Source organism: Halodesulfovibrio sp. MK-HDV (genome assembly GCF_009914765.1).
Classification (GTDB): domain Bacteria; phylum Desulfobacterota; class Desulfovibrionia; order Desulfovibrionales; family Desulfovibrionaceae; genus Halodesulfovibrio.
Genome location: NZ_WYDS01000011.1, coordinates 105,921 through 120,706 on the forward strand (window position 1 = coordinate 105,921; position 14,786 = coordinate 120,706).

Consider the following 14,786-nt stretch of genomic DNA (forward strand, 5'->3'; position numbering starts at 1 on the left):
CTGGCTCCTTTCTAATGAGTTTCCGGATCTATTTTTGTACAAATAAGAACATAGTTTTTGCCCGCATGGCGATAGTATGTAAACGAATCCATGAGCTTACGTACGAGGTGAACCCCCATACCTCCCACAGGTTTTCGCCTTTTTTCTATCGGTGTATCCAGCTCTGGTTCCTTTATTTGAGAAATATCAAACGACATTCCGTCATCTATTATCTTAGCGTAAAACACGTCCCGTTCAATGCACACAACAACATCCACCTTTGGTTCCTGTGTGTCTGTAAACGCATAATCAAAAATATTACTTATCAGTTCATCCAATGCGAGAGTGATCTTAAAGACTACAGAAGGCGCAATAGAGCGTTTATCTGCCATTTCATCTATAGCAGATACAAGCTTGATGAATTCATCACGGGAATGAATCACCATTCTATAGCAAATACGCCCGTTACTCATCCTTATCCTTATCCTTCTCTTCTATGAAGAAATCAAGGTTGCAAATAGATACTTCTTCACACCCTTTATTAGCATTTTTATCTTTCTTAATAACCACAAGAGTTACGTCATCTGCATTCGGTACATTCTTTTGCCATGCTTCTACAGCTTCAAGCACGTAGTCTCGTATCTCTTCTGCTGTTTTGGAAGCATGTTTACGAATGACTTCACGTACCCGGTCTTTGCCGTACAAGTCACCGTACCCACCTTTACGAGCTTCCCAGATACCATCCGTGCCTAATAATACGATTGTACCTTGCTGAGTAAGATCAATTTCACTCTCTTCATATTCAAAACGCTCAATAACACCAAGCGGCAAGCCTTTGCCGCGCAGTTCAGTAAATTCTTTTTGTTCCGGCAGATATACTATTGCTGGATCATGTCCTGCTCTAACCCATCGCACGGTATCGCTATCTAACATTATTTCCAGATAAAACAGTGTCATAAACTGCCCAGTACCATGAATATCCTGCGCAAGTAGATTGCTGACCTGAGAAACTCTGCGAGACGCACTTATACGTGTGCACTCTGTATGTACTCTCAACAACGCACGCGCTGTGGTCATCAACAAAGCTGATGCAACACCATGACCGGAAACATCGCCGACAACAACGGACAGCACAGGATTACCATCACACGCCGTCATGTAGTAATCGTAATAATCCCCGCCAGTCTGATCACAGTAGCGAATAGCACCGGAAATTTGCCACCCCGGTAATTTTGGGCTTCTAGCGGGAAGCAAATTTTCCTGAATCTCATGCGCAACATCCAGCGCTTGCTGAGTCTCCAGTAAATGCTCCAATTGAGGCCCTATTCGGTTGAAGGTCTCCACAAGAGTATCGCGTTCATCACCGGTTTTAAATTCAACACGAGCATTAAAGTTACCCTGAGCAAGCTCTTTAAAGGCTTCCACCATCAAGTTCATCGGTTTGGAAATAGTCTGACTCGCGTACATGGCAAAAAGGAATGTCAAAAAGACAATTACAACAACGGCAATTTCCACCACACGCTGTTGAGCAGAGCTTGCCCAATAAAGATAGGCAAGTATCTTATTAGTCAAATGCATTACGTCATCTTCAGGCACTACTGCGATGAAGTAACTATTTTCTTTGAACGGCGCCCAAGCCACAAGACTGGATTCCCTATCCCACGGCATTAGCAAGGTACCGGATGTTCCTGAAGCAATGGCATTCATAAATTTTGCCTTCACTTCATCATTATTAAACTTGACCCATTGCTCTTTCGAACCACCCATGACCCATGTGTATTCACGGTCGGTTTTTCCACGCTTGTAGGTATGAGCAATTGTGCGCAGGCCCGCGCTACCAGTCACTTTGTCGTCAGCCTCTTCCGCAAGAATCAGACGGGCGTGGTTCGACCATGCAGCAGAAATATTTCCACCGGAAAGTCCCTGTTCCATGAGAACATCAAGACCGACAACGCCGACAATCTCTTTTTTTTCATTAAACAGCGGAGCCGACACGGTAAACACAAGCCTGCCCGTCGAGATATCCCGCAGCGGTGCTCGCCAGACCATTTTTTTTTCCTCAACAGCCAGTCGGTACCATACGCGCTTACGCGGATCATACGTTTTAGGAATACCACCATGAGCAGGATAATACGCTAACAGCCCAGACTCAGTACCAATGTAGAGGTTGTAGATGAATGAGCCATATGATTTTTTAAGCTCTTTGAACAAGGGGAGCAGTCGAATCAGTTTTCCCGCTTGAAGCTTTGCAGCGGCTCGCTCTATCTGATCTTGCGGCAGGAAGTATGCGATATCACCAAAGGAAATATACTTGCTTATGTCATTGCCATATTTGACCATATACTGACGAGTTGGTGCATGCTGAGGATCGACGACGAGGTCTTCAGGATACGGAACAGTCGGTTTAATCTGATCAGAGTAAAGCAGTTTTTCCTTAGATGGGGCATGCATATCAAGAAAATGCTGAGCAGAAAAAGCCACAACATCGATAATGACGCTTCGCATCCGCTCACTGTTCTCAAGATTTTTAGCAACGTTGACGGCGATATTTTCAATAGAAAGACTCGCCTGTTTCACCAAGTCTTTACGGGTACTTTCATACAAATAATCTTTAATATCTGTTTCCAGCTGTTGCACCGTTATGAGAGTGCCACAGATGGGCAACACACTGAACAATACCAGCGTGAGGAACAACTTCCATCGTAAGGACAACCTATGAATAAAGGTCAACTTTCTAAGTGCCATTCCTCATAGTACCGTACCTTGCTTCTTAATATTGTTATATATGCCCGCACGATGTGTCTTTCTTACATCAAAGGATACCAAGCATGGCAAATGAGTCCACACCGGTTACAAAGCGTTCTATGTACTACTGGGTATTACATAAAAATAGACCGCTTCAACTGGCCATGATTACGATCATTGTTGTAACGGTCGCAATGCGACTTGTTCCTATTGAAATGCAAAAGCGTATTATCTCTGATGCCATTCAGCTAAAGAAAGTTGATGCTCTCATCTACTACTGTATGATCTATATCACTGCCGTATTCTCTGCTGGTATCCTCAAATATGCGATCAATATACTTCAAGCAAAAGTAGGCGAAAGCACACTCTTTAGAATTAGAAAGCACCTGTACGATCATATTCTCACACTCCCCATGCCTTTCTTCCGCAGAACCTCACCGGGGCTTGTTGTTTCAACACTTATGGCAGAACTGCTTCCTATGGCGACATTTGCGGGCATGGCTATTTCTGCACCGCTAGTTAATATCCTTACATTCTTCGCATTCGCTGGATACATGCTCTACCTCGACCCACTTCTTGCCGGACTTTCCGTCTCAATCTACCCCATTGAAATGATCATTATTCCTATCTTGCAACGTAAATACAACAAGCTCAATCGTCAAAGAACAAATGGATTGCGACAGACAAGCAGCATCATCAGCGAATCCATGACAGGGATTCATGAAATCCAAGGAAACTGTGCGTTTTCGCTTGAAGAAACCAAATTTAAAAAATCAGCACGTTGGCTTTACAACATTACCTACCGTCTCCTAATTGTAAAATTCGGCATCAAATTTACAAACAACATATTCCAATCCATTGGCCCGTTCATCCTATTTTTAGTTGGTGGTTATCTGGCGATTCAGGGGAAATTCCAACTGGGTGCATTGGTCGCGTTCCTGTCTGCGTACGAAAAATTATACGATCCTTGGAAAGAGCTCATGGAATTTTATCAGCTCTATCAAGACTGTGTCGTACGCTACAAACAGGTAATGGATTATTTTGATCTCGCGGCAGAATTTGATTCAATTCCGGAAGGTAGAGCTACCTATAAACTGAATGGCGACATTCATATTAAAGATCTCTCTTTCACTATCGGAACAAACATTCGTATTCTTGATAATATTGATTTAGATATAAAAGCTGGTGAGCACCTTGCTCTCGTAGGCTTTTCAGGAAGTGGTAAATCCACCCTCGCAAGTGCTGTAGGGCAAATGCTCAAATATACTGGCGGTAATGTGCAGCTGGATGGATACGAGGTTGCCCAACTGAGTAAGCAGGATATTGCGGAAAACGTTGGGATTGTTGCACAGCACCCATTTATTTTTGACGGCACTATTCGCAACAACCTAGTGTACAGCAGTGAAGCGCTTATGCGGCAAAGGGGTGAAACAGACCCTGTGCTTCCGGACTTGGATCGAATCATTGAAGTGGCACAGCAGGTTGGTCTCTTTGTTGATGTACTCGGTTTCGGCCTGCGCACAACTCTTAAAAAGGACTCATCACCTGAGTTGATAGAAAGCCTGATCCGAGCACGTGAGCAGTTCCAGCAATTGCATGGTGCGAAGCTTCATAACGACATTGAATTCTTTAATTCTGAAAAATATCTGCAATATGCTTCCATCGCTGAAAATATTGTGTTCGGTGCATCACGGGATGAAAACATACTTCTTTCAAACCTTCACACACAACAACATTTCGTCAACTTCCTTAAAGAGTTCAACTTGCTTACTCAGCTGGAACTACTAGGTTGCCTCATTGCCACGCGTACTATTGAGCTTATCCATAATTCACCGGATGAGCAGGAACTTTTGCAACGTAGCCCAGTTCCGGCTGATGCGCTTCCAACCTATCATCAGATTGTTGAACAACTGCGCAAATCGCAGACTCTAGAAGAGGGGCTGGTTAAATTGGAGCAGGATGCACGTGCCTCACTTCTTTACCTGAGTCTCAACTTTACACCGAGCCAGCATTCCATCGCCTCCATCCCAGAAAAACTATTCACTTCGATAAGTAGCATTCGCAAGTCATTCAAAAAATACATGGATGAACATATGCCGCAAACATTCACTACATACAGTAGAGAAAACTATGTGCATACGCTCACCATTATGGACAACATCGCATACGGTCACATCAAACTCGATAATGCAGGTGCTGAAGAACGCGTTCAGCGACACATGAACCAGTTACTCATTATTGAAGGCGTACTGGAGCCAATTTTGGAGATTGGTCTGAACCACAACGTCGGCAATATGGGTGAAGATCTCTCCGGTGGTCAGCGCCAAAAAGTTGCGCTGGCACGTGCCTTCCTTAAACAACCACCTATTTATATTTTTGATGAAGCCACATCTGCACTCGATAACGCGTCACAGACACGCATCCAGAATATTATGGAACGCATGCTGAAAGGCAAAGCGACCATACTCTCTGTGGTACACCGCCTCGACACCCTACCGGGGTATGACAGTGTGGCCGTGCTGCGTAGTGGCAAGCTTGTAGAAAAAGGTACCTACGAAGAACTTATGGAGAAAAAAGGATCCCTTTATGAGCTTGTGCACGGAGCGTCTTAACGTTTCATCACTCTTATGCTTACGTTCATTGTAAACTGACTGATACATAATTCAGGAGATAGTATGGATACCCCTCAAAAGCCCCCGTCCTGCGAATATGATCGAAATTTAGAATTGCTGCTTAAAGCAGAAATTTTTTCTAAATTTCCAATTGAACGTCTTCGTTCGTATGCTTTGCTTGTAAAGCGCATGAATTACCAAGCTGGTGGATACGTTTTCCATCAAGGAGACACAGACAACAAAGCCTACTTACTCGTGCAGGGTTCACTTTCTATTACTCATACCTACTCAGATAAGCCCAGCACACACGGCACCATCACTCAGGGGCGAGTATTCGGTACGTTGGCATTACTTGCAGATACAGAACGTCTTTTTTCTGTTGAAGCTGTTGTGCCTTCAACCTGCCTTATTCTGCCGCGCCCTAAAGCGTTAAGTGAGCTTGATAAAGACCCTGAAAACGCAAAAACGTTCATAAAAATTATCACAGATCGCTTAAGCCATTGGGAGAAAAATTGTCTAGTAGAAGCAGCAACAATTGAAAGTTGCCCATGTAAATATGGAGTAAGCTTGATTTAAAATAAGGCAGCGCTACTATTTTGCATGAAGTGACAGTCAAAACCTTACATCATACTGTTTTTTCAACTTCATACATAACTATCAGTAACAATAGAGTATTCTACAAGCACCACTGTCTTTTGAACAACTGACACTGCTATTTTAACTTGCAACCGATATTGATTGAGTATACAACTTAATCAAGCTATCTGATGTAGCCAAAAATTTCTCTCTGCAGCACCTTCGGGTGCGCTCATTGCCACTCCAGTCTGTCATCGACTAGCCCGCGTTTGACAGACTGCTTACCGAGAGAACAGCGGTCTTCTCCTCTGTCTTTAAATATATGCCTGCAACATATATGCGATCTCTCGGTCGGCGAACCGACTAGCCCACACCTTGTCGGTTCGCCAACCCTTTTCCCCAATAGTTCCCTAGTGGACAAAAAAAAGCCGTATGCATTGCATACGGCTTTTTTCATATCTCATGTAACTTACGCGGTTATGTTATCGACATGCAGCTGCACATTTCTGAACAAGACTTCTCAAGGTACTTCCTATTCGCATACCCAAAACCTGAGGTTTTGATAACGGCTTCCGTATTGGTTTTTCCAAAACGACCCCGTTACGTTCTGCTATAATCATACGTGCTGCAAGCTCAGTCACATTTCCAGTAAGCATTGTACACTGCGCAAAATGCTTTGCCGGATCATCTTTGAGGTGGCGCGTGAGACTGCGACAACAGGTGGATTTATGATTTCTCACAAACGCATCATGTAATTCTTTTCCGCAGTCACGTGCGTGTGCATTGCTTGTAGCAATGCGTCCTTTTCCGGTAAACATACCTACAGAGGCAAGTCCCCCAGCAAGAGCACCACACATGCAACCAGCACTGCCCACCCCCATACAGAAGGTTGAACCAAGGTTGATTGCTTCCTCTTCAGAAAGGGAACCATCAAACGCATCGTTCAGGGTAAACAGTACGGCTTCGGCACACAGCAGAGCTCGTGTCTCAAAGAGATTCTCGGCCTGAAGTTTCAGCTTATCAATTGTAGCTGCAATTTCAGGAGATAGTTCAGCGTCAGCAAATGACGCATCAGTGTACTTATTTAATTTCATCTACAGGGTATCCTGCTTCTTTCCATGCTTTAATACCACCCGGGTGACGGTAAACATTGGTGTAGCCAAGTTTGCGTGCCCACATGGCACCATTATGAGAACGGGTACACTTTACAAAGCCGCAATAGAAAACAAGCATACGATCTTTATCTGAGCCAAGAAGCGCTTCAAATTCTGCCTGAGTTTTGCCTGCGGTTTCGTTAGTATCCCAGCTGGTCATATCTGGAATAGGAAATAAAAATTGTTCAGCAGCAGGAATGTGGTTCTTTTTGTAAGAAGCTTCGTACGGCATGGTATCAATAACAAGCAGGTTGCCCTTACTCAAAGCATCTTTCAATTCCTGTGTAGAGATTACGTTGTAATCACCACGCTGGACTTCTTTAGCAAGCTTAATGGACTTAGTTTCGAGGTCCATTTCAGATTCACCAATACCCATGAATCCGCTTAACATAACAACCCCAACCAACAACACACAGCATACAAAAATCTTACGCACAGCATACTCCAGTTTGAAATATCTTTTTAGTAACAGCGACTACAAAATTTTAGCAGTCTGTTTTCTTCGCATGGGAGAAAAAAATAAAAAACAACAGGCAGCCAACAGACCCACATCCCGTATGAATGCCTCTCGCAATGCACTGCCATCATCATAACCGGCAGGAACTTCACCCGCGGCAAAACAGCCGCAATCGGCAATGACAAGTCCTTCGTACATGGCGTAGCTAAGCACTGCCATAAACATTACGGTCATGGCAGTGATCGCAGTCAAACTCCCGCGCACATTCCAGACAAGCCCAGCACCTGCCAGAATTTCAAGCACAGGAAGTCCAACTGCTACATATGGAAGCAGTTCCAAGGGAACCACGCCAAATTCTTCTATGATGATCGCAAATCCACGTAAATTCCAAAGCTTTCCGGCTCCCGCATATACAAAAACGGCACCGAGAAAAATGCGCACAACCAGCATAACGGTAGTGCGTTTTAAAATACGTGGAAAAAATTTATCGAGCAGATACATACTCATTGTTTTATCATCCTGAAGTTTTTAATCAAATCGATAATCCTCATTGCAATCACCACATTGCATCAGCTTTATCTATGATAGCGGTAATATTTGCAGATAGTACAGCAGACTAATGTTTTTGCAATTTCGCCCACACAGCAGTATACATTGAAAATGGCTGAAAAGAGACTACGAGAAGGATACACAACAGGCTCATCAGCATCGGCTGCTGCCGGTGCAGCGCTCCGTTTACTGCTCAAACAGCAGACGGTTACAGCGCTTGAAATAGCCCTCCCACCGTTTTTACGAGAAAACGGGGCTACAGATGCGCCTAAAGAACGACTGATAATCCCTGTTTATGCAGTTCACCTTGAAGAAGGTGGAGCTGTTGGCAGTGTTATAAAAGACGGTGGTGACGATCCGGATGCAACCAATGGGTTACACATTGAAGCACATGTTTCGTTATTTCCTGACAATGCAGAGATCATTCTTGAAGGCGGGAAAGGGGTTGGCAAAGTGACGCTCCCCGGATTACCCGTACCGGCAGGAAATCCTGCAATTAATCCAGAACCACAGGAACAAATAAAAGCAGCAGTACGAGAGGCATGTGCCGAAGCCAACTACACTGGCGGCGTGCGTGTACGTATAGAAGTGCCGCGCGGTGAAGAGCGATCCAAGAACACCATGAATGCCCGATTGGGAATTCTCGGTGGAATATCTATCCTTGGAACACGCGGAACCGTAAAGCCCTTTAGTCATAGCTCATGGAAGGCAACCATTCTGCAAGGTATGGATGTTTCACTTGCAGCCGGTGTAGATTACATAGGATTTTCCACAGGCAGACGCAGCGAGCGGCTACTTATGGAAACCCTGCCGGAGTGGAAAGAACTCGCCTTTGTTCAGGCAGCAGACTTTGTTCAGTTCTCACTGGAGTCAGCGGCAGACAAAGGGTTCAAGCGCGCGGCATGGTCATGTTTCTTTGGGAAACTGGTCAAGTTGGCGCAAGGACACGCATACACCCACGCCAAAACTGCACCTGTTGATTTTCTATTACTCGCACAATGGTGTCGCGAAGCCGGTATCGCCGACTCTTTGCTTCCTGAAATTGAGGGAGCCAACACTGCGCGGCAAGTACTCGACATCATCAAGGACGATCCAAACAGAGAAACAGCGCTGCGCCACGTAGCAACCATAGCACGTGACATTGCGCAGGCATGGGCTAAAAACTCCGTAGAAATTACTGTCTATTTATTTGATTTTGATGGCACACTGCTCACAGTTGTGTAATGTTACCAAAGCATTGCAACCGGAAACTTGCTGGAGGGATTATGGCTATTCACGTTGTAGGTCTTGGAATTGATCCTGACACGCTTCCTGAAATTTACGAACAGATTATTACAACTGCTGATGTGCTTGTGGGCGGCAAACGCCAACTGGCAGCCTTTGACGAACTTGATGTGGAAACCATTCCCATTACAGCACCATTATCCAATGTTTTTGATGCCATGTCCGCCAGCTACAATGCTCGTAAAGAAGTCGTTGTTATTGCGGATGGCGACCCACTATTCTATGGAATTGGTGACAGAATAATCAAAGAATTCGGTTCAGAAAACGTCGTTGTTCACCCTAACACAGCAACCGTACAAGCCATTGCATCCAGAGCCAGCGTTTCTTGGCAGAACATGCGAATGGTATCATTGCACGGACGCAACGACTTCACCCCGCTCTTTACATCACTCATGCAGTGTGACCATGTCACTGTGCTTACAGATGATACAAACATCCCTGCCTTTATTGCTCAAAGACTGCTCGACAGGGGCATCTCGTGGTTTCATATGAGTGTTTTTGAGAACATGGGGACTAGCGAAGAAAAATTTTCCAATTACACTCTGGAAGAAGCAAGTAATCTGAGTTTTTCCAGACTTAATGCTATTCTGTTAGAACGCGTCGGGGCTCCTGCACAGCCATTACGATTAGGTATTCCAGACGCAGAGTTTGCGACTGAGCGCAAGCTTATTACCAAACGTCCCGTCCGCGCTGCATCGCTCGGCATGCTTGAATTGGAACCACATAACACCATGTGGGACATTGGAGCAGGGAGCGGCTCTGTCAGTATCGAAGCCGCGCACCTTTTATCGAAAGGTGCTGTCTTTGCTATTGAACGCAAAAGTGAACGCATTGATCTTATCCGGGAAAACCGTACACGTTTCGGTGCCATCAATGTGGACGTACGACATGGCGATGCGCAGGCAACCATTAAAGACTTACCGACACCGGATAGAATTTTTATTGGCGGCGGGTTAGGTTCTGATACCACCCTCCTCGCGCCACTTTGCGAACGCCTACAAAACGGCGGAATTATCGTGGTTAACTGTACTTTGCTCTCAAGCCTTGAAGCTGCAAAAAATCACTTTAAAACCACAGGCTGGGAATACGAAGTAACCATGATTCAAGCAGCCGCTTCCAGCCCACTCGCTGGAGACATCCGCCTCGACAGCATGAATCCGATATTTATCATCAGCGCACACAAACCTGTGCCTGAAAAACAATCAGACTAGAATTAATCGACACGGAATATATATGACGACCACACGTTCTGAATGGAAGACAGCGCCAGTATGGTTCATTGGTGCAGGCCCCGGTGACCCTGAACTTATCACCGTAAAAGGTGCCCGCATGATTGCAGAGGCAGACCTTGTACTCTACGCCGGTTCATTAGTACCGACAGTCATAATTGAAGGTGCAAAAGAATCTGCAAAGATCATGGATTCTGCTCCAATGAATCTGAACGAAACGCACGCAGCAGTTATGGAAACAGTACGCAACGGCGGCACGGTTGCCCGTGTACATACCGGTGATCCAAGCCTCTACGGTGCCATCCGCGAACAAATGCGTTTGCTGGATAAAGAAGACGTCGGCTACGGAACCATACCGGGGGTTACCGCAAGCTTTGCAGCCGCGGCTGCATCCGCAACCTCCCTCACCGTGCCGGAAGAGTCACAATCAGTGATCATTACCCGCCTCGAAGGTCGCACCCCTGTTCCGGAAACCGAAAAACTGCGCGACATGGCAAAACATCGCTGTGCAATGGCAGTCTACCTTTCCGCAGCACATCCGGAACGCCTTGTTGAAGAACTGCGTGCCGGTGGGCTTGAAGATGAAATCGTAGTCGTGATCGCCTACCGTGTCGGCTGGCCTGAACAGAAAATTATCCGTACCAACATTGGCAGCATCTGCGCCACTGTTGCAGAGCACAACCTCACACGCCAGACAGTTTTCCTTGTCCTCCCCGGCGAAGACAACAAAGAACATTTCTCAAAGCTTTACGACGCAGGATTCCTGCATGGATTCAGAAGCTAAGAAAAACAACGGGCAGGAAGAACCTGCCCGAAAAAATCATCCTTCCGACAGTTTTTTCTAAAAAACGGTCAAGAATCACAATTCGCTTCGTGGTAAAGGAAACCAGATGAACACGAAGAAAGTACATATCCGCGACCAAATAGCGCAATCACAACGGTATATTGAGAAACATCTCGATTCAACCATTACACTCGAATATCTAGCAACTTCATGCGGATATTCTGCCCTCTATTTCCACTCTATTTTTACTGGAATAGTTGGAGAAGGAGTTAAGGAATACCAACGCCGTCTGCGCTTACAACGTGCCGCGAATCAATTACTTTTCTCTGAAACATCCCTCATAGATATAGCACTGGATGCAGGATATGAATCCCAAGAAGGATTCTCACGCGCATTCAAAAAGCGGTTCTCCTTTTCACCACTCAAATTCAGAAAATTGCAGTCTGACTACAATTTTCTGGCTGGAGGCAAAATCATGAATACCCCCATTCAGCAATCCGACCCAACCGTTGCAATCAAAAATTTCGCCCCAATAACCGTAGCCGCCGTTCGTCACACCGGTCCATACTCTGAATGCGCCAAAGCCTTCACCACTCTTTTCAAATGGACACGCGAACAAGGTCTTTACGGCACCTACCGGCAAGTAATCGGCATTTCGCACGATGCTCCACGGACAACTCCAGCAGAAAAGCTACGCTACGATGCCTGCATGGAAATTCCCGAACACTTCATTGTCACTGGTGAAGCACAAAAGTACACCATCCACGGTGGCCGCTATGCATGTTGCGTGCATAAAGGATCATACCGTAACATCCAGAAAACTTTTGTAGCCATGCTCGGCAGCTGGTTCCCCGATTCCGGCGAGGAACTCACAAACAACCCGCCGCTTGAGGTATACCTCAATTGCCCATCCATCACTCCAGAAGATGGGCTGCTCACGGAGCTTCGGATTCCGCTTAAATAAGCTACCGTTGAGAGGATATATGCCTTCGGCGAGTCTTCGACGAGCCTCCGGCCGCTTAAGAACCCTTTAAAAAGGGCTTCTTAAGGATCTCCTAAACTTTTTTAGCTGCGAATTTAGCACGTTGCTTTAGTAGCCTCGCGGCTATGCCCCACTAACTTTCTTTGCAACTAACTTTTGTACTCTTTTAAAAACTCAGTCCATTTTTTAGAACGAACAATAAGAATTTTGCGCCTACCTTAGTAAATGCACAAAAAAGGCTGCCTTACATGTAAGGCAGCCTTTTCGTTATCAGAAAGGTAATGTGGATAAGCCGCGAGGTTGTGTAAAAAACGTACTAACCTCGCAGGTAAAAGTCTTTGGAGATTTTTAAGAATCCTTTCTACAGAGCCTTAGCCGTTCTCAAAAAATGAGAGATTACGGATAAGGACAGTGAAACAAGGCTCTTAAAGCCCCGCTGGCAAGCGCCGCCGGAGGCTCGTCGAAGACATTTATCAGCACTGATGCGAATAAAATTCAAGCTCCGGTGCTGACGGAATTTCTTTTGCTTCGGCAAGTCGCTTGAAGAACAGGCGCAAACCTTTTTGTTCTTCTTCACCCAGATCAAAAACAAGACTTTGAAAATACTGTGTAAGCCCTTCAGTATCCATGTATCCGGCTTTTTCTGCGAGTTCGATGACGTGCTGAATATTTTCATCACCCCAATTCTTTGCATTTCTAAAAAGCTCTGCTGGATCTTGTGTGAAACAGCCGGTTTCTACTGATTTGCGAGAAACAATCCAGACGCCGAAAATAAACGGAAGTCCTGTCCACTCGCGCCATGCTTCACCGAGATCAAGAAGGTATGGGTAACGATCATCATTTCTGAGGCGAAGTGCTTCGTCACCAATACAGAGCGCTGCTGTCGGCAGTTCACCTTGTTCTATGTGATCTGACACAGACCCTGTTTTGTAGGACACGTTAAGCTTGAGGCAATCACGAAAGAGCATACGCAGCAGTGCTGCTGATGTATGTGACTGTGCAGTTGTGAGAATTTCTTCCCCACCGAGTTCAGAGATAGGCTTTTTACTAATAAGAAGCACACTCATGACCGGACCAGCACTGCCTATGGCGATGTCGGGCAACAGGAAATATTTTTCTGGATGCCTTGCGTACTCGAATGAGGAACACGAGGACACGTCAAGCTTTCCTGCTTCCATCTGTTCATTCAATTCTGCTGGAGTTCCGTATACGAGGTCAAAATTTTCACCAAGTATGCCGGTTTCCAGTGGATGATAGATTGGAAGCACGTTTAAATAACGGATGCGACCGACTTGCAGTTTTTTTGCAGATTTCTGCACGAGTTAGACTTCCTTGTCCTCAATGAGGGAATAATCCATTGTGCGCTGCTTTGGAGTAAATCCTGCTGCTTCAACAATAGTATGAATTTCCTCACGTGTAAGCTGGAAAGAGGTGCCTGCCGCTGCAACAACGTTTTCTTCGATCATTAATGACCCAAAATCGTTTGCACCGTAGGAAAGAGAAAGCTGAGCAATCTCTGGTCCCATTGTCACCCAAGATGCCTGAATGTTGTCGATGTTATCGAGAACAATACGTGACATGGCAAGCACCCGAAGGTAACCGGCGCTTGGCTCAGGGCGGCAAGAAATGTTGGTATTACCCGGCTGGAATGTCCAAGGGATGAAGGCTGTAAAACCGTTTGTTCTATCCTGTACTTCACGTACAGCAAAGAGGTGTTCGATACGATCTTCAGGCTTTTCTTCGTGCCCGAACATCATAGTCGCGGTTGTATTCAAGCCTTGGTAATGAGCTTCTTCCATCACCGCAAGCCAGCGGGTTGCGCTACACTTGTTAGGAGAAACATGCTTACGGACTTCATCCACGAGAATCTCAGCACCGCCACCTGGGATAGAATCAAGACCGGCAGCACGAAGCCGCGCGATTACGTCTTTTACGAGTAATTTTTCGTTCTCAGCAAAGAAAACGATTTCAGGCGGGGAGAATGCATGAATGTGAATGGAAGGAAATGTCTTCTTAATCCAGCGAATCATATCTTCGTAGAATTCCATGGTCAGGTCAGGGTTATGTCCACCCTGCATAAGAATCTGTGTACCACCGAGTGCGATGGTTTCTTCGATTTTCTGACCAAGTTCTTCACGAGAAATTACGTAGCCGCCGTCTGTGTCTGCTTTTTCAGGAGCAACATAGAAGGCGCAAAAACGACAGGCACAGCTGCAAATATTGGAATAGTTAATATTGCGGTCTGCAACATATGTAACCATGCGTTCAGGATGTTTTGCAAAACGTACATTGTTCGCAAGGTATGCAAGGGTATGCAAGCTTGCCTCATTGTACAGAACATTCGCTTCGCCCTGATCGATTCGATCCCCGCGAAGCACTTTCTTAGAAACTTCGACTACGGCGTCGTTTTCATGAAATGGACTATGAACAAACAT

13 protein-coding genes are annotated in these 14,786 nt (G+C 45.5%); 6 read left to right on the forward strand and 7 right to left on the reverse strand.

The features are described from left to right. Positions 1 to 11: 11 nt before the first annotated feature. Both MKHDV_RS10305 and MKHDV_RS10310 read right to left on the reverse strand, forming a co-directional pair. Positions 12 to 452, reverse strand: a complete 441-nt coding sequence (locus MKHDV_RS10305) for an ATP-binding protein (RefSeq protein ID WP_160714960.1) — start codon at positions 450 to 452, stop codon at positions 12 to 14. Continuing rightward, complete coding sequence (locus MKHDV_RS10310; RefSeq protein ID WP_160714962.1) at positions 445 to 2,724, reverse strand: SpoIIE family protein phosphatase; 2,280 nt, start codon at positions 2,722 to 2,724, stop codon at positions 445 to 447. Before MKHDV_RS10310 ends, MKHDV_RS10305 begins: the two co-directional genes overlap by 8 nt. 83 nt (positions 2,725 to 2,807) lie before the next feature. On the opposite strand from MKHDV_RS10310, the gene MKHDV_RS10315 reads away from it, so the two are divergent. Together MKHDV_RS10315 and MKHDV_RS10320 are read left to right on the forward strand one after the other, a co-directional pair. Further along, positions 2,808 to 5,336, forward strand: coding sequence for an ABC transporter ATP-binding protein/permease (locus MKHDV_RS10315; protein ID WP_160714964.1), 2,529 nt, complete (start codon positions 2,808 to 2,810; stop codon positions 5,334 to 5,336). A 63-nt stretch (positions 5,337 to 5,399) separates the two neighbouring features. Continuing rightward, positions 5,400 to 5,912 carry a cyclic nucleotide-binding domain-containing protein gene (locus tag MKHDV_RS10320; protein WP_160714966.1) on the forward strand — a complete coding sequence of 171 codons (513 nt, stop codon included), beginning with the start codon at positions 5,400 to 5,402 and terminating at the stop codon, positions 5,910 to 5,912. Between the two features lie 482 nt (positions 5,913 to 6,394). Here the strand turns inward: MKHDV_RS10320 and MKHDV_RS10325 are convergent, their stop codons facing one another. Genes MKHDV_RS10325 through MKHDV_RS10335 form a run of 3 tightly spaced genes read right to left on the reverse strand, consistent with a single transcriptional unit; the run spans position 6,395 to position 8,030 of the window. Next, entirely contained in the window at positions 6,395 to 7,006 is a 612-nt protein-coding gene (locus tag MKHDV_RS10325) for a C-GCAxxG-C-C family protein (RefSeq protein WP_160714968.1), read from the reverse strand. Continuing rightward, a complete protein-coding gene (locus tag MKHDV_RS10330; RefSeq protein ID WP_160714970.1) occupies positions 6,993 to 7,502 on the reverse strand; it encodes a rhodanese-like domain-containing protein in 510 nt (169 codons plus the stop codon). The genes MKHDV_RS10325 and MKHDV_RS10330 overlap by 14 nt, the downstream gene beginning before the upstream one ends. A 39-nt stretch (positions 7,503 to 7,541) precedes the next feature. Next, entirely contained in the window at positions 7,542 to 8,030 is a 489-nt protein-coding gene (locus MKHDV_RS10335) for a DoxX family protein (RefSeq protein WP_160714972.1), read from the reverse strand. Between the two features lie 153 nt (positions 8,031 to 8,183). On the opposite strand from MKHDV_RS10335, the gene cbiD reads away from it, so the two are divergent. The 4 genes from cbiD (at position 8,184) to MKHDV_RS10355 (ending at position 12,333) form a co-directional block, all read left to right on the forward strand. Continuing rightward, positions 8,184 to 9,296 carry a cobalt-precorrin-5B (C(1))-methyltransferase CbiD gene (gene cbiD / locus MKHDV_RS10340; protein ID WP_160714974.1) on the forward strand — a complete coding sequence of 371 codons (1,113 nt, stop codon included), beginning with the start codon at positions 8,184 to 8,186 and terminating at the stop codon, positions 9,294 to 9,296. Positions 9,297 to 9,337: 41 nt separating this feature from the next. Continuing rightward, a complete protein-coding gene (gene cbiE, locus MKHDV_RS10345; protein ID WP_160714976.1) occupies positions 9,338 to 10,567 on the forward strand; it encodes a precorrin-6y C5,15-methyltransferase (decarboxylating) subunit CbiE in 1,230 nt (409 codons plus the stop codon). A 22-nt stretch (positions 10,568 to 10,589) separates the two neighbouring features. After that, positions 10,590 to 11,369 (forward strand): precorrin-4 C(11)-methyltransferase, encoded by a 780-nt coding sequence (gene cobM, locus MKHDV_RS10350; protein ID WP_160714978.1) that lies wholly within the window; start codon positions 10,590 to 10,592, stop codon positions 11,367 to 11,369. A 106-nt stretch (positions 11,370 to 11,475) separates the two neighbouring features. Further along, positions 11,476 to 12,333 (forward strand): GyrI-like domain-containing protein, encoded by an 858-nt coding sequence (locus MKHDV_RS10355; RefSeq protein WP_160714980.1) that lies wholly within the window; start codon positions 11,476 to 11,478, stop codon positions 12,331 to 12,333. Between the two features lie 491 nt (positions 12,334 to 12,824). Here MKHDV_RS10355 and MKHDV_RS10360 read toward each other — a convergent pair whose 3' ends face one another. Beyond that, positions 12,825 to 13,670 (reverse strand): menaquinone biosynthetic enzyme MqnA/MqnD family protein, encoded by an 846-nt coding sequence (locus MKHDV_RS10360; protein WP_160714982.1) that lies wholly within the window; start codon positions 13,668 to 13,670, stop codon positions 12,825 to 12,827. Positions 13,671 to 13,673: 3 nt separating this feature from the next. Continuing rightward, a complete protein-coding gene (gene mqnC, locus MKHDV_RS10365; RefSeq protein ID WP_160714984.1) occupies positions 13,674 to 14,786 on the reverse strand; it encodes a cyclic dehypoxanthinyl futalosine synthase in 1,113 nt (370 codons plus the stop codon).